The sequence below is a fragment of the Pseudoalteromonas sp. MMG013 genome, from assembly GCF_018100885.1.
Lineage (GTDB): Bacteria > Pseudomonadota > Gammaproteobacteria > Enterobacterales > Alteromonadaceae > Pseudoalteromonas > Pseudoalteromonas aurantia.
On sequence record NZ_JAGJEE010000012.1, the window covers coordinates 40,765 to 56,804 of the forward strand.

General features: G+C 41.3%; 13 protein-coding genes and 1 other RNA gene. 4 read left to right on the forward strand and 10 right to left on the reverse strand.

All coding sequences use genetic code 11. The annotated features are described in order from the left end of the window. Positions 1 to 38 precede the first annotated feature (38 nt). The 5 genes from gap to J8L98_RS12555 all read right to left on the reverse strand — a co-directional run bounded on the left by gap (position 39) and on the right by J8L98_RS12555 (position 6,304). Positions 39 to 1,043 carry a type I glyceraldehyde-3-phosphate dehydrogenase gene (gene gap, locus J8L98_RS12535; protein WP_192508010.1) on the reverse strand — a complete coding sequence of 335 codons (1,005 nt, stop codon included), beginning with the start codon at positions 1,041 to 1,043 and terminating at the stop codon, positions 39 to 41. A gap of 18 nt (positions 1,044 to 1,061) precedes the next feature. Then, the gene (gene eda, locus J8L98_RS12540; protein WP_210996696.1) at positions 1,062 to 1,682 is read right to left on the reverse strand and encodes a bifunctional 4-hydroxy-2-oxoglutarate aldolase/2-dehydro-3-deoxy-phosphogluconate aldolase; all 621 of its coding nucleotides are present in this window, start codon (positions 1,680 to 1,682) and stop codon (positions 1,062 to 1,064) included. Positions 1,683 to 1,708: 26 nt separating this feature from the next. Then, a complete protein-coding gene (gene edd / locus J8L98_RS12545) occupies positions 1,709 to 3,562 on the reverse strand; it encodes a phosphogluconate dehydratase (protein WP_210996766.1) in 1,854 nt (617 codons plus the stop codon). Positions 3,563 to 4,045: 483 nt separating this feature from the next. Continuing rightward, the gene (locus J8L98_RS12550) at positions 4,046 to 4,216 is read right to left on the reverse strand and encodes a hypothetical protein (protein ID WP_210996697.1); all 171 of its coding nucleotides are present in this window, start codon (positions 4,214 to 4,216) and stop codon (positions 4,046 to 4,048) included. 456 nt (positions 4,217 to 4,672) lie between these two features. Continuing rightward, positions 4,673 to 6,304 carry a FapA family protein gene (locus J8L98_RS12555; RefSeq protein ID WP_210996698.1) on the reverse strand — a complete coding sequence of 544 codons (1,632 nt, stop codon included), beginning with the start codon at positions 6,302 to 6,304 and terminating at the stop codon, positions 4,673 to 4,675. A gap of 264 nt (positions 6,305 to 6,568) precedes the next feature. On the opposite strand from J8L98_RS12555, the gene ssrA reads away from it, so the two are divergent. Together ssrA and J8L98_RS12565 are read left to right on the forward strand one after the other, a co-directional pair. After that, positions 6,569 to 6,925, forward strand: a transfer-messenger RNA (tmRNA) gene (gene ssrA, locus J8L98_RS12560). 473 nt (positions 6,926 to 7,398) lie between these two features. Then, the gene (locus J8L98_RS12565) at positions 7,399 to 7,851 is read left to right on the forward strand and encodes a hypothetical protein (protein WP_210996699.1); all 453 of its coding nucleotides are present in this window, start codon (positions 7,399 to 7,401) and stop codon (positions 7,849 to 7,851) included. A 37-nt stretch (positions 7,852 to 7,888) separates the two neighbouring features. Here J8L98_RS12565 and J8L98_RS12570 read toward each other — a convergent pair whose 3' ends face one another. Both J8L98_RS12570 and J8L98_RS12575 read right to left on the reverse strand, forming a co-directional pair. Then, entirely contained in the window at positions 7,889 to 8,449 is a 561-nt protein-coding gene (locus J8L98_RS12570; RefSeq protein ID WP_210996700.1) for a DUF4879 domain-containing protein, read from the reverse strand. 571 nt (positions 8,450 to 9,020) lie between these two features. Beyond that, complete coding sequence (locus tag J8L98_RS12575; protein ID WP_210996701.1) at positions 9,021 to 9,902, reverse strand: LysR family transcriptional regulator; 882 nt, start codon at positions 9,900 to 9,902, stop codon at positions 9,021 to 9,023. Positions 9,903 to 10,089: 187 nt separating this feature from the next. Here J8L98_RS12575 and J8L98_RS12580 point away from each other — a divergent pair, with 187 nt between their 5' ends. Both J8L98_RS12580 and J8L98_RS12585 read left to right on the forward strand, forming a co-directional pair. Further along, positions 10,090 to 11,106, forward strand: a complete 1,017-nt coding sequence (locus J8L98_RS12580; protein WP_247682545.1) for an NAD(P)-dependent alcohol dehydrogenase — start codon at positions 10,090 to 10,092, stop codon at positions 11,104 to 11,106. 442 nt (positions 11,107 to 11,548) lie between these two features. After that, entirely contained in the window at positions 11,549 to 12,475 is a 927-nt protein-coding gene (locus tag J8L98_RS12585) for an endonuclease/exonuclease/phosphatase family protein (RefSeq protein WP_210996702.1), read from the forward strand. Positions 12,476 to 12,542: 67 nt separating this feature from the next. Here the strand turns inward: J8L98_RS12585 and J8L98_RS12590 are convergent, their stop codons facing one another. The 3 genes from J8L98_RS12590 to J8L98_RS12600 form a co-directional block, all read right to left on the reverse strand. After that, entirely contained in the window at positions 12,543 to 13,313 is a 771-nt protein-coding gene (locus J8L98_RS12590) for a class I SAM-dependent methyltransferase (protein WP_210996703.1), read from the reverse strand. A gap of 115 nt (positions 13,314 to 13,428) precedes the next feature. Beyond that, positions 13,429 to 13,818, reverse strand: coding sequence for a MerC domain-containing protein (locus tag J8L98_RS12595; RefSeq protein WP_210996704.1), 390 nt, complete (start codon positions 13,816 to 13,818; stop codon positions 13,429 to 13,431). A 124-nt stretch (positions 13,819 to 13,942) separates the two neighbouring features. After that, positions 13,943 to 15,295 (reverse strand): hypothetical protein, encoded by a 1,353-nt coding sequence (locus J8L98_RS12600; protein WP_210996705.1) that lies wholly within the window; start codon positions 15,293 to 15,295, stop codon positions 13,943 to 13,945. Between the last annotated feature and the right edge of the window lie 745 nt (positions 15,296 to 16,040).

Below are 16,040 nucleotides of genomic sequence, written 5' to 3' on the forward strand. Positions count from 1 at the left end.
ATAGCGGCCTTTTGACAAGTAACTTTAGTTATAATGCGTTATAGGAACTGACCTAATGCTTTAACTTGATCAATCATGCGGTTTGAAAAACCCCATTCGTTATCATACCAAGCCATCACTTTAACCAATTTACCATCGGCTTTAGTTTGTGACGCATCAAATACTGATGACGCAGGGTTATGGTTAAAATCAATTGATACAAGGGGTAATTCGTTATATTCGAGAATTCCAGCCATCGCGCCCTCAGCTGCAGCTTTCACGACTTGATTCACTTCTTCTGTAGTGGTATCACGCTTAGCAATAAACGTTAAATCGACCAAGGATACATTCACTGTCGGTACTCGAACCGCCATGCCATCAAGTTTACCTGCAAGCTCTGGCAATACTAAACCTACGGCCTTAGCTGCCCCTGTTTTAGTAGGGATCATTGACTGAGTCGCACTGCGCGCTCGGTACAAATCTTTGTGATATACATCACATAAGTTTTGGTCATTCGTAAATGCATGAATAGTCGTCATACTACCTTGTTCAATACCAATAGCATCATTCAATGCTTTTGCAACAGGAGCTAAACAGTTAGTCGTACATGAAGCATTTGAAATAATGGTGCTTGAAGCTGATAATACGTCACTGTTTACACCGTGAACAACGGTTGCATCTAAGTCAGTACCAGGTGCTGATACGATCACTTTTTTAGCACCTGCTTCAATGTGCTTTGATGCAGTCTCGCGTGAAGTGAAAATACCCGTGCACTCTAATACAATATCGACATTCAGCGATTTCCAAGGCAAGTTCTCTGGATCTCGCTCTTGCGTTAGGGCTATTTCATCATTACCAATAATGAGCGTGTTATCTGCAAGCGTCACTTGCTGATTAAAGCGCCCATGTACAGAGTCAAATTGCGTCAGATGCGCATTAACATTCGCTGGTGCTAAGTCATTAATAGCAACAATTTTTATTTGTTCGTTCTGGCCAGACTCATAAAGCGCTCGTAAAACATTGCGACCGATACGGCCATAGCCATTAATTGCGATGTTGATCATAACTGAGATTCCCCTTGATTATTTAACTTCACTTGCTTGTTTTGCAAGCGCTTCAATGGCTTGCCAGTCTTTGTTAGCGATAAGCTGCTTATCAAGCATCCATGTACCACCAACACAAATTACGTTCTTCAACGCCAAGTACTTCGGCGCACTGTCTAATGAAATCCCACCTGTTGGGCAAAAAGTGACCTGAGGTAGCGGGCCACCTATTGATTTAAGCATTGGCACACCGCCAGCTGCTTCTGCTGGGAAGAATTTCAAAAATTTAAATCCATGAGAAGCTAATTGCATGACTTCACTTGGTGTCGCGGCTCCTGGTAAAAAAGGAATATCACTGGCTTTGGCTAATGCGAGTAGCTCATCATTTACGCCTGGGCTCACCATAAAGTCTGCACCCGCTGCCACTGATGCTTCAAATGATGCTTTATCTACCACTGTACCAGTGCCAACGTAGGCTTCTGGGACCGTCTCTTTCATAATTTTTACTGCTTGCGCTGCAACTGGTGTGCGCAATGTTACTTCGAGTGCTTTTAAGCCACCGTTATACAAAGCTTGTGCAAGTGGCGCGGCATCTTCTAAATTGTCAATAACCACTACAGGCACGACTGGTGCCGATGATAAAATCTGTTCAATACTCATGTTAGTCCTCATACCCAATGCGTTTATTATTGATCTAGACCAAAGGCACTTGCGCCTAGGTCTGCACTGCTAACAATGTTTCTAAAGCCAGTGAATAACTCTCTACCAGTACCAAATGTTGCTTCTGGTTCACTCAATTGCAACTCTCGTGCTGAGAGCTCTTCGTCTGACACATGTACAAATAGCTCGCCTTCAGGGGCATTTAACGTCACCAAATCACCCTCATGAATTTTAGCAATAATACCGCCTTCAACCGCTTCAGGTGCTAAGTGAATGGCTGCAGGCACTTTACCTGATGCACCTGACATTCGACCATCAGTCACTATCGCAACCTTGTAGCCTTGATCTTGCAATGTTGCCATCACCGGCGTTAATTTATGAAGTTCAGGCATGCCCTTTGCTTTCGGACCTTGCTCTTTTATCACGGCGATAAAATCTTGGTTTAACTCGCCATCTGCATATGCTTGTTGTAATGCAGCTTGTGAACTGAACACCTTCGCTGGCGCAGTCACTGTTTGATGCTTTTCATCTACTGCTGATACTTTAATTACCGCTTTACCAATATTACCTGTCAGTAGTTGTAAACCACCTTGTGGACTGAATGGATTGCTTACAGGGCGCAGTACATCTTCGTCGAGTGAATTTTCAGGACATGGCACCCACTTAACTTTGCTAGGGCCTGTACTGTTTGTCATAATTAAACTCGGATCTGCGGCAAGCATTGGCTCTTGTGTATAAGCATCAAGCCCTTCACCAACAATGGTTTTCACATCGTTATGTAAGAAGCCACCATCACGTAGTTCACGCATTAAAAAGCCCATACCGCCGGCTGCTTGAAAGTGATTTACGTCTGCCGATCCATTCGGGTATATACGAGTAAGAAGAGGCACAACTTCAGATAAGTCGGCCATGTCTTTCCAAGTAATTTGCACACCGGCTGCACCAGCCATCGCAACCAAGTGAATAGCGTGGTTGGTAGACCCACCAGTTGCTAGTAAACCAATAAGGCCATTAATAACAGTTTTCTCACTCACTACATCAGCCAAGCAATTGGCATTTTTGCCATCAATAAGCTGTTCCAACATCTGCTCAACTGCATTACCAGTTAAGCCATCTCTAAGCTCTGTGTAAGGATTAATAAATGAGCTACCCGGTAAATGTAGGCCCATTATTTCCATTAACATTTGGTTGGAATTTGCCGTGCCGTAGAAAGTACAAGTACCTGCACTATGATAAGAGGCGCTTTCCGCTTCGAGTAATTCTTCTCTGCTGACTAAGCCTTGTGCAAACTTTTGGCGAACGCGTGCTTTTTCTTTATTTGGGATACCCGACTGCATTGGGCCAGCTGGTAAGAAGTAAACTGGCAAGTGGCCAAATGACAATGCTCCAATTAAAAGCCCTGGGACAATTTTGTCACACACGCCAAGGCAAAATACCCCGTCAAATACGTCATGTGATAATGCAACTGCGGTTGACATGGCAATCACATCTCGAGAAAACAATGACAACTCCATGCCATCGCGGCCTTGGGTAACCCCATCACACATCGCCGGTACACACCCTGCAACTTGCGCTGTAGAATCATACTTTTGGGCTATGTCTTTGATAATATCAGGGTAGTCTTTGTAAGGTACGTGGGCAGACAACATATCGTTATATGAATTGATTATTCCCAAGTTCGGTTGCTCGTCTACTTTTAGACGATCTTTATCTGAACTAGAACATGCAGCCATTACATGAGCAATGTTGCCACATCCTAGGCCTGAGCGTACGCGTGTTTGTTTTTTTGCTTGTTGTATGCGAGCTAGGTAGGCTTGACGCGTTGTTTTACTGCGTTCGATAACACGTTCTGTGACTTCTTTAATTCGAGGATGCAACATCATAAAATTCGACTCGTCTCTATCGTTAGAGGAAAAAGGCTCAGCAGATTTAAAGACTCCACTTTAATACCGTACTGAGCTTCTTTTGATTTACCCGTTCAAAGGTACGCTATCAGGTTGTCTCTCACCTCAACCTGACACCGGTGTCACTGTATTAAGCCACGCTTATGACACCGGTGTCAACCTTTAACCTTAAATTTAGATTAAAAAATTAAAATGACCAAATAATGACCGCCAATAAATTATTGGCCAATATGAATAAGAAATGGAGAAGTAAAAAATAAACTAATTAGCAATGAGTAACTTAAAAAACTCACTCGTAAACGAAGATTTACTAACGCGCCTATTTTACAATGTGTGACTTGCTGAGTACTTAAAGAAGGAGCAATATACCTATCATAAGCACTCGCTCACTAGGGATCAAGACTATAAACAAGCAGGTATATTCACGTCACGTTGAATGCAGTACAGTGAAGTGCGGTATCATACATTAACCTGTACGTGTACTAGCTCAGGCCCGTTCCAAACTAACCCCCGATGTTCATCTTTGTGATGTAGGTCAGTGTTTATATTAAACTCGGCAGCAAAAACTTCAATATACTCATCACTCTCTGAGCCAATAATTTTCATTACTACAGAAGGTCTAAACCACATCACTCTCTTTAATCGCTCTGACGTATGCCAAAACCAGCACAAAAACTCTTATATAAACAAAAAAACCAATAGTCAGCTAAAACTCAACTTTTAAGCTAGCCCCTTTCCTTATATTGCTCTAACGCAGGTCTGAGTTTATACCAAAACCACTACACACTCGTTTATAAATATAAACCAAAACTCTAGCTTTACATCAAACCTCACCTTTCGTCGCGCTGACGCAGATCAGAGTCCATTTCACACCCAATAGCGAATTATTCCAATAAACACATACCTTATCACACGAATCGCCTTGTCGAAGTGGATCAATTAGGCAGGCCCCGCACTTCCTTATCCTGACAGAAACAGATCTAAACCCCACATCACTTTGCGCTTATAAGCGCCAAAAACAAAAAAGCGCCTTATCGGCGCTTTCTTTCAAACAGACTTTAAACTCAATTTACATTTAAGTACCCTTTAAGTACTAAAGTGCTGCGTGATTTTCCCTTCGTCGAGCTTGACCATGTTGGGTGGGTAAATACGCGTAAATTGCTTACTATCAACAGCAATAGTTAGCTCAATACCTGGATGCATCAACTCATTGACCTTTATCCGGCTCGTTTTAACAAGACGTGCCAATTTTTGCTGCACTAGTCGCATATTTCGCTGATTGCGCTTGTAATGCTGATTCAATTGCTGTTCGCTCATTTCTAACTTTTTCAGAAATGCATCTCTTTTAGCTGTTTTCGGCGATTTATTGGCCTTTATTTTAGCCCGGGTTATTTCCACAACCTTATCTGATAAACGTTTTTCAAACGTCTTAAACTCTTCTTGTTTTTCTTTTAATTCATGCCAGTTTTGGGCAATTGAAATACGTGTTCGGGTCCCTGAAGGCGCACCTAATTCACCTGTTTCAATTCTAAGTGCATTTAAAACGTTGCCGCCGATGAGCTTACCGCGTGGTTTTTCACCTTTACCAATGCGGATTAAACGCCGAGACATTAAATCACAGTGCAATACTTGGCGATCAACCAATAAATCCTGACTTGTTTCGATATGGCAATACTGAGCATAACCAACTGACACTGTACGTGAAGCCTTAATATGACAAGAGAAATCTTCCCCTTCACTGCGCTTTCTGCCAATTGCACCTTGCATAATGGTAATGGCACTCGCACTTTCAAGTATTGATGACTCAACGAACCCGATAACCGTGATGTCGCCGGTCGCTTTTACACGCATACCATCTTTTACATCACCGCTGACAATAACACTGCCATCAAATTCAACGTGGCCGGTGGTCACATCAACACAGTCGTAACACAATACATCATCTACACGCATACCTCTTGGCACAGCAACAGGCACACCTTTGGCATCAGCAATCAATACGTTGGGATCTTTAGGGTGAAGTTTGGTGCCTTCCATAACTTGTAATTCAAAATCGCGGCCTGGCTTAGGATCCAAATCATCTCCAAATACCGTATATCCTTTTTCACCTGGGGTTGCCGGAACGCGTTTCATCAAGGGGCTGCCAGGGCTAACTGTAATAATGGCTCCTAAGTCCCGCATGTCTACTTTGCCGCCGTCTTTTGTTTGCGGGCTCAACACTCTGTCTTGCGCTGTCATACACAAACGCACAAAACGCGCATCGGTACCATCTTTTGCACGCACACCATGGGCAACTATTTCTTCGTACACCATACCTGCTGGCTGTTCAAACTGTTGCCCTAAGAATTGCTCCAACACATCTTGATTAATACCCCGCTTAACACCAGCATCTGCCAACGCTTTCGCAGCCTTATCAACCGAGACCATTTTACCACCACAAGCAACCGTGATCCGAGCTTCCGCCACCATATTGGCATCGTCAACACGAATTGCGATTGACGCATCAATCGCTTTAGCAACAGCTAATGAATCTTGATCGCCTATTTCTGTAGCAGAAAACAGCTTACCTATATTAGCATGAATTATTTCACAATCTGCATGTTCAGATTGCTCCAATAACTCAACTAATTGAGAGGCACTCGCCGGAAAACCCGACTCAACAGGATGAGACAACAAATAGACATAGCCTAAGTCTTCATCAAAACGAAACAACGACATGAACTTTTTCCCAAAGTATGTGCATAGAATTCTTATTCTTATCATGCAAAGCAACAGCTCCATTTGAGCACAATGGACCCATAATGTTAAGCAGTAACTGTTACGAATTGCTACAAATTATGAATGATTGTAAATGCGACTTACGAATAACTTGCACATAAATTCGCCAACCAGTTCATATTAAATAAGTTATCGGCAAAAGTAGCTTGAGCTTGAGCATTACTTTCCGCTATACTGGCGCTCTTCACTGAATGAACATATTCAGGGGCTGATTAGGATTCGACGGGATTCCAGAAGCCTAAGGTGCATGTCGAGGTGCGGCTGGCCTCGTAAAAAAGCCGCAATTAATGTAATCGCAAACGACGATAACTACTCTCTAGCGGCTTAATAGCCCGCTAGCACTCCTCCATGAAATTCTTGTGGTTCTGGTTCTGGAGTGTCACCCAACACAAGATCGCTACGGAAACCCTGGCCGGGGTTGAAGGGCTAAAACCAAGCGGCCTCGCCTTTACTTATCGTGTACGTCCGAGATTTAAAGGTTAACCAAAAGACGATACTAAACATGTAGGACCGAAGGTCGACGCTTTCCGGACGGGGGTTCAAATCCCCCCAGCTCCACCACTTTAAAGTGTTATAAAACAGCCTGTTAGAGAGAAATCTTTAACAGGCTTTTTTGTGTCTGCTATTTCTATTACAAATCACAATATTCTAAGTTTAATCAACGCACACTTCCCCTCTAAAGTTAGGGTGATACACATAATCAAGTTCAGCAATTCAGGTATCTCTCAATGTCAATTTTGAATGCATTGAAACATAAACCTAAAAGAGGAGGCGGGCGGCAATAAACCGCCGAAAATTTCAACTACGGGCAAGCTTTCGGCAAACGCCTCCTCACCTTTATTGCCACCATAAAGTCATTCAAGTAAACCATTTATCCGTGTTGTTATCATATTTAATTAAATCAGATAGTTAGTTTTTTTATGCGACTACAATTTAAAATGGTGTACGTAATTTTACATTTAGATAACAAAAGGTGTACAACTGGAACGGCTATTGCTTATTAAAATAGAGATAAGTCAATTTAAGGATATGAAATGATTAACCCTATCGGCATTACAAATTACCAGTCAGTCTCTGCCACACAATCAAGTCAATATGTGCAAAAGCATGCTGCACCTGAGATGAGCGATAGCCACGCAGAGTCTGCTAATTCATTGAGTTTCCCTGATAGAACACATGACTTCACAAACATGACACTTGAAGAGCAATCTAAAGCGGCTCAAGACCTTTATGATCAAGGGGTTATTTCAATGGGTGAGCATGCTTTCATGACCGGGAAATATGGTTTAATCGAGCATGATGGTCAATTGGGTGGAACGACGCTTGCACAAGCAAAGAGTGAAAAAATCAATGTGATTGACACCATGAAAGACAACCTTGCCGCCGTTAAAAGTCAGGCTGGTGGCGATTCTGAAGTGGTAAAAAACTATCATTCCCTGATACGAAAGCTAGAAGTATATCAATTTGGATTGAATGCGAGCGCTTAACTGCTCACATTCAATTTTCCGCTTTTAAAAAGCCATATTAACGAATAAATAAACGATCACTTTCCTGATTGTATGGAAAGTTAATCGAAGTCCCGTTATAAGTCGCATTACCGCTTGTAAAGTCTGTCATAGGGTTTTTCCAATAATTTATCCACCCAATGACCGTATTGCCGGAATCTTTAACTGGCTCCGAGGTTTCTAATTTTAGTGTTGTGCCATTGATTTGAAAGCGTCGCGACGAAGGTTGAGCATAGCCATATTCAAGGGTTAATGCATAAAACTGACCGCCATGATCCTGGTTTGTAGAAAAAGCGTTTTGGTCAACGTAATCCCATTTACGGTACAGTGCAGAATAAACACCGCGGATCTCCAAATAAGTAATTTTTGGCGCTGGTGCAAGTGGCACTATTTCACCATTTTGACCCAATGACTCTACATAAAGCTGATAATTAGCATGATTTTCCCTTATCTCATGTTTTAGTAAATCAACATATTCTTGAAGTTCATAATCATGTTGCAAATTTTCTATACTTGGCAACTCATTGGCAATCGCAGATCCTGCGCTACACAGTGTTAATGCACAAATTAACTTTTTCATAACCTTTTCCTTTTGTTTAATGAATGTTTATAGAAACCTCCTTAACTATAAGTTACCCCCAACAGTCGATGTATTAGACTTTAATGTAATGTGGCCTACTATCCGAAATTTTACTGTTTTTCACAAACGGTCAATTTTGACTACCGCCATTATTTAAATAGGTTCAAAAATGAAGAAGCCCAATCGCGGCTGCTTAGTAATGATTTATTATTCTCGCACTGATCTTGGTACATCACTCATCTCTAAATAGGCCACGATTGCTCAAGTGGGGGGTCTTGTCGGAGTTCCCGTCGAAAAGTGCACGATGCTTTGTTGCTTATTGGACGTGAAAAAGTAGAAAAAGATATTGGGGCTAGCTAAGAGTCAGAATAATAAAGTCAGTGTGAATCATGTAAACTATACAAATAACAGAGTTATTGACAGGGTCGAGCTAAGCGGAACACCACGGCGATTGTCTCTATACAACTTAGTAGGTGCGCTTTCCCTAAGCAGTAACATGAAATAAACGTGCTCTTCCAACACTAAAATCAGCTGTTAAAATTTTAAAACGTTACCATTTAATGGTCTTATTTCATTCTGAAATCTGTTTTATCTGAGTAATTAACCATTTATAAAGTGGATCATGTGTCACTCTAGGGTGCCAAGCAACAACTGCATCAAAACCTGGCGGATATTGTGTGAGTTTAATTTCTCTAAGTCGGCTATCAGGCAACATTCTACTGGGAATAAACGCGATAACATTTGACTTGTACACGTATTCACACAACATGGTAAACGAGGGTATTGAAGCAACAATGTTTCTATTCACGTGATGACACTTAAACCAATCAGTTGAGGAACCTCTTAAGTTGGGTCGTGATGGCGACACAATGACGTGTTCATGCTGATTTAAGTCGGTAATGTGCGCGAGGGTTATTGGCGCGTTATCCGCGCTCGATACCAATTTGTATTGCTCATTAAAAAGCGTCTCACAAGGCAAGTTATCAGACAAAAACTCAGGGATCGTGATGGCTAAGTCAACATCACCCGCTGTTAATGATTGTGTTAAAGTTTCAATTTCTAACTCTGTAATGATCAGTTTTATCCCGGGTGCTACTCGCCTAATATGGCTAAATAGCGCTGTGGTGATCACTTGCTGCGCATAATCTGTGGCTGAAATGACAATCGTTTTATTGATATTTTTGGCGTTAAATTCTTCAGGTTGAACGCTATCTTCTAATGCTTTAACAATGTCTTTCAACATCAATCCTAGTTTTATTGCTTTCGGAGTAGGTGCTACACCATGTCCATGCCTTACGAACAATGTATCTTGGAAAATATCTCGCAATATTTTTAGCTGTACGCTCACCGCTTGTTGACTCACATTGAGTGATTCTGCAACTCTACTGATACTCTTTTTATCAAGTAACAGTAGCAATAACCGCATTTGTCTTACATCCAACTTTTCTAACATACTATCAATTCCCCACTACTCGCTACTCAGCACACAACAATCATTTACTTGTACATAATACAACATACACAACATATCACTAGTATCAATATTTATCTAAAATGAGCGCCATCTTGTTAGAACGATGTCGGTTCTAACCAATAACAATTTCCGTATTTATCAAATACAACTTTTGTAGGAAACTTTAATGATGCAATCTATAAAACTCAAAAAAACCGGCGGCTTAGAGCATATTTATGTTGCAAATGACCTTGAGTCAAATGCGCCAGAAAAAGGTGAAATTAAAGTCAAAATCCACGCAAGCTCGTTGAACTATCACGATTATTTAGTAGCCTCAGGCGCTATGGAAACAGCACAAGATCGGGTGTTGCTGTCTGATGGTGCGGGCGTTGTTGTTGCTGTTGGTGAAGGGGTAACGGAGTTCAGCGTGGGTGATAACGTGGTCTCAACTTTTTTCCCGCAATGGCAGTCTGGTCAGGCAAATGCCGACGTCGGTAATTTTAGCCAAACACCAGGCGATGGTGCAGAAGGTCTAGCAGCAGAATATGTGACACGTGCAACATCGGCATTTACGCTTGCACCACATGGGTGGAGCCATGAAGAGTCAGCAACCATAACGACGGCGGGTTTGACTGCATGGCGCGCTTTAGTGACAGACGGCAATTTAAAAGCAGGCGATACCATAGTCACTCTAGGTACAGGCGGCGTGTCGATTGCGGCATTGCAAATTGGTAAAATGTTTGGTGCCAAAGTCATTGTAACTTCATCATCAAACGAAAAAATCGAAAAAGCCAAAGCGCTTGGTGCATTTGCAGGGGTTAATTATAAAGAACACCCTGAGTGGGCTAAAGAAGTGTTAGCAATCACTAACGGTAAAGGGGCTGACCATGTGATTGAAGTCGGTGGACCAGGTACACTTGCGCAGTCGGTTGAGGCCGTTGCCGTGGGCGGTAAAATATCATTAATTGGGGTATTAACTGGATTTGCAGGTGAATTGCCAATCGGTGTGCTCATGTTTAAACAAGCGCGACTACAGGGAATGCTAGTGGGTAGCCGGAGTGACCAACAAGATTATGTTAGAGCATTGGAAAGCAATAACGTCCGCCCAGTTGTTGATAAGGTGTTTAAATATGAAGAACTTGGTAAAGCATTTGAACACCAAATCAATGGTGCACACTTTGGTAAAATTTGTGTTAAATGGTAGCTAGTTAACCTCAGCTCTGGATAAGCGAATTTGCCCAATAAAGCTATTTTTCTCACTCTCGGCGTTGCTTTCATTTTTAATAGCCCGCTATTACTGCATAAAAGCGCCTTGATATTGAACAAAATATCATCCTTGAATTGTACGTAAGTTTGTTTACAAAACATTTTCTATTCCAAAACCCTTATCCAAACCGGAGGTTAGTTAAATTCTCGCCAGTGAGAACATCTCATTCCCACTGGCGATTAAACGCTATAAATCGTCCTAAGTAATAGGCAGTCATAGCGTATCTTTCAACAAACCTTGTAATACCCAATTTACTTAAACTCGGACCATTTAGTATTCCCTGCACTGTGTTACCGCTTCGTGCTATCTATCGCAACCCATTGCATTTCATGTGATAATATAACAAAATATTTTTACCATAAATTATTGAATAACACACATGAACACACCGGGATTCAAGCACCTACTTTCAGGACTCGTTTGCAGCTCAGCCATACTTGGTTGCCAAACAGTTACGACTACGACCAGCACACAAACAACAAACGACTTAGTGGTGGCTACGTGGAATATTGAACACTTAGCAGCGCAAAATAATCAAGGATGCAAAGCACGAAACAGTGCTGATTATCAGGCATTAAGTGCATACAAGAACCGCGTAGACGCGGATATATATGCACTACAAGAGGTCGGTTCAGTGGCTGCCGTACATAGAGTATTTGATTCAGCTGACTGGCAAGTCTTCATCTCTAATAGGGAGGATTCTCCGAGTTATACATGCCGAGGCAGCGAACAATCGTCAACGCAACAAAAAGTCGCGTATGCAGTCAAAAAAACCATTTCGGTTAACGCCGTTACACACCTTGATGCGCTTAGCGCTCCTCAGTTTGGGCTGCGTCATGCATTACAACTTAATATTGAACATGCGGGAAAACCACTATCACTCATTAATTTTCATTTAAAAAGTGGCTGTTTTGTTGATAACTATTTAGACAGCGACCGGAAAAGCTGTGACATATTGGCTCAGCAGGCCAAAATTTTAATAAATACACTTAACAAGCAGCAGCAAAGTCAGCCTAATTTGGTATTGCTAGGCGATTTCAACCACCGACTAGCAAACACGAACAACCGTTTGCGTGCTGATTTAGGGTTCACTCAGTCGGTGAACGAAAGCGTATGGGTTAATACCACTGATAGTGTGCAAGGATGCCATCCAAGGTACCCTGCCCCTATTGACCATATTATTATATCGTCTTCCTTATTACAGCACCTCGACAAGCCAAGATCTCAATTTCATTACTTTGAAGATATGGCTCAAAACAACATGCTGAGCGACCACTGTGCGTTAACATTACGCTTTAATTTTTAACGGTCGATTGGTCCAAGTGTATTCACTTGGACCTCAATAGATAAGCCCTTAACCCTATCGCTTAATGCTAAGGTTTGAGCGCTTTAACTGAATAAATAAGCGGTACTTGCTGCCCTTTGTGCTGCTTTTGATAACGTTTTTCTGCGACTTGCTCTAACCCGTCAAAACAATCGTAAGGACTATATGCATGCTCTTCAAATAACTCAATGGTTAAACCTGCACTAATAAGCGCGGTGATAACACTGCTCAATGAATGTGGCCAGGTGATCACTTGAGACACTTGCCCGTCACAATTTTCAGTATATGTGGCTTCTTCTTCAATATCAGGCTCGCTCTTAGGAAAGTAAGCATACCCAGACAACAAATCATTAAACGTATGGAACTCAACTAAATGAAACTCTCCACCACATTTTAATGCGTTAACAATACCACGTGCCCAATGCGTTAAATCTGGTAACCAGCACAACACACCATAGGAGGTGTACACAACATCAAATTGCTGAGTATTGATGTCACCAAAGTGACATACATCATCACACACAAACGTCGCATTAAGGCCTAATTGTTCATTTAGAGTTGTTGCTTCATGAATCGCGGTTGATGACAAATCAACGCCAGTCACATTTGCCCCTAACCGCGCTAAAGATAATGAATCCAGTCCAAAGTGACACTGTAAGTGCAGAAGGTCTTTACCTTCCACATCTCCTAACTGATTTATTTCAATATCATTGAGCGACGATTGCCCGTGTATAAAACTGTCTACATCATAAAACTGTGACTTAACATGCAGCAGTGTTCGCTTATCCCATGTTGCTTTGTTTATGTCTAAATAGTTCATAATCGACTCTTTTAATAAAGCTAAAACGTAAGTTAGTGATTGGAGTGATACCACTCATCTATTCAAAATTAATCAAAAATAAACCCAGTGCCAATTATTTGCGACAAAATAAAACTTAGGTACAAGGGACCTTTGCACACAAGCGATAATTACGAATATGGCAAGCGATTATTAATCCAGAACCGATCAAGGTAACCACCCGCTCCATCATCTCCCCCAGCACATCATGACCAAATACAACCGCAAACACCAAACAGCTCAGTCCAGTTAAACCTACAATCAATACATGCCATGCGTTATGCCGCTTGCAGCCAATACTAAGTGCGACAAAACTTATCACCAGTGCACCGCACACCAAATATTGATGAACAGTCTCATTAGCTAGAAATCCCAACCCTACTGAAGGTACTAGTACCAATAATAGTGGTAAAAATATACAGTGTGCTATACAGAGCATTGATATGCCGATAGCAGTCTGATCCATCCGCTTTTGTGTGTATTTCATCGCAGTTCACCTTACGTGTATGATTATGGGGTTAACCCACGCTGTTTTGCTTGATGTAAAAAAGCCCGCAGAGCGGGCTAAACTTCACAGGGTAAAACTTAGTACAACAAATTAATCCGTTTGCCTAGTGGCCATGATCATCTGATTCAGTCGCAATACCTAGCCATAACAGTTTGTTAGGTACTATATCTAGCTCAAAAGTATGCACCACTTCGCCATTTTCTAAATCTATTGCGACAATGTGCTGATTAATTGGGTCGCTCACATACGCCACTTGCTGAGACTGAGACAGTGTCATTACAAAGCCATGTTCCTCTGGCATTTGGGTTGTATCAGCACTACTGACTGTAATGTTATGGGCTTTTTCCCAGTGATATTCATCATCATGTTGATGCCCTTCAAATACACTCATCACACCAGCACTGTCCATCAGCACAAAATGCTCTCCTTCAGCGCTAAAGTACGCACCAACTAAACGGGCATCATCACTGGCTTGCCATGCTATTTTTTCTACTGAATTGTTACTTGGGTCAATGGCATATACGGCTGCGCTGCTGCTGCCTATAAATAAATCTTTTTCAGGGTGCCCACGTAGCATCCCGATACGCTCACCTTCGGCAAACTCTTCTGAATTCATGATTTTTTCATGTGTGAATTCATTATCATGTGTGTTAATAACTACAACACCGTCTGCACATGCAAACGCAACCAATTCACTACTTTGTGCACTGCCATGCAAACTCGGGCAGTCTACATCAAATACTTTTTCCTGATCAAAATGATCCCCGTGGCCGTGAAATAAACCAATTTTATTTGGCAATGTCGATAGACTTTGCTCATCTCGAATCGTACTGATTAAATACTCACCGACCGTTTGCATTGCACCATGTTGATACGTGCTGTAATCAAGTGTTGAAAAATCACGATTGTTATTGGCAATGTTGGATTCATTGAATACCATTACTTGGGCGTTTTGATTTGTATCCTTGTCACCATCATAGAAAACAACACTATTGTGTTCACCGGCATTCACATGAGTAGGCTTAACCCCTTGTAATGCAAATTCTACGATACTTGGTGCTTGTTCATATGGGTGTAGATGGTCACCATGATCTTCTTGCCATAAACCCCCATCAACAAACTCTACTATGCCTGCATCCCGTTGCACGGCCATAACATAGCGATGATGCTCAGTGGCATACAGATATTGTGGCGTTCCTGTAATTCCTATGCTATCTAAATGCTCACCATCTTTCGCCGCAATCACTGACAGCACATTGCTCTGATGTGAAGACACAACTAAACGGCCTTCAATACTGACCTCTGTGTGCTCGTGGTCCGTATGGTCTTCTCCCCCTTCTACGCTTTCACTTACAGGGTTTACAACGGGTGTAAGGGTATGTTGAGTATCACTACCACAAGCCGAAGTTAATGCAGCAGCAACCATTGTTGCTAATAACTTAAGTTTTATATTCATTTCCATCACTATCTAAAAATATTTGAGAGTCTTACATCGATGAAGGGTTGGGAGCCTACCGACTTTTAGATATGTTATACTGTAACAAAACAAAAAGGCAAGTAGTTCTTTCTACAGTTAAACTCGTTAATGACTACATTCGAAAATGAACAGGTCATTAAAGAAAACAACCTATTTACATTTAAAAAAGGTACTGTATACTTAAAATTCACATTTTGCGCAGAAGGATCTGGCTTCATGAAACTAAAAATAAAAATCAGTTTCCATAAACATTACCGATGTAAAATGATGTCGTAAGCGACAGAAGACGGTATTTTATTTAACAAAAGCAAATTGTTGAACTGGGTTTTGTTAAATATGGGAAGTGGTTTTTTATTAATTCTCCCATTATGCGCCACGATTAAAGTGGCGCATTTATATGTAGCTCCGATACCTAACAGCCACACTCGTAAATCAACATTCATTGTAAAAGCCAAACCAAAAGTCGTGATATATTTAACATTGAAACGACCCATGTTCCATTTCATTCTGTTCGCAAAAACAGCATTCCTAGCATAGCTATAATTTAGCAAATTCAGTGAGAAATTCTTCATATAGATTCATAATTTATACTTATGAAAAAAATTCAATTCATAAAATACTTTTAAACTGATTAAAAATAACAAGTTAAAAACAACAAGTTAAAAACAAATCTTACAAGAATTAATTAAATTAAAATAAAACAAAAGCGAATACAAATATTTAT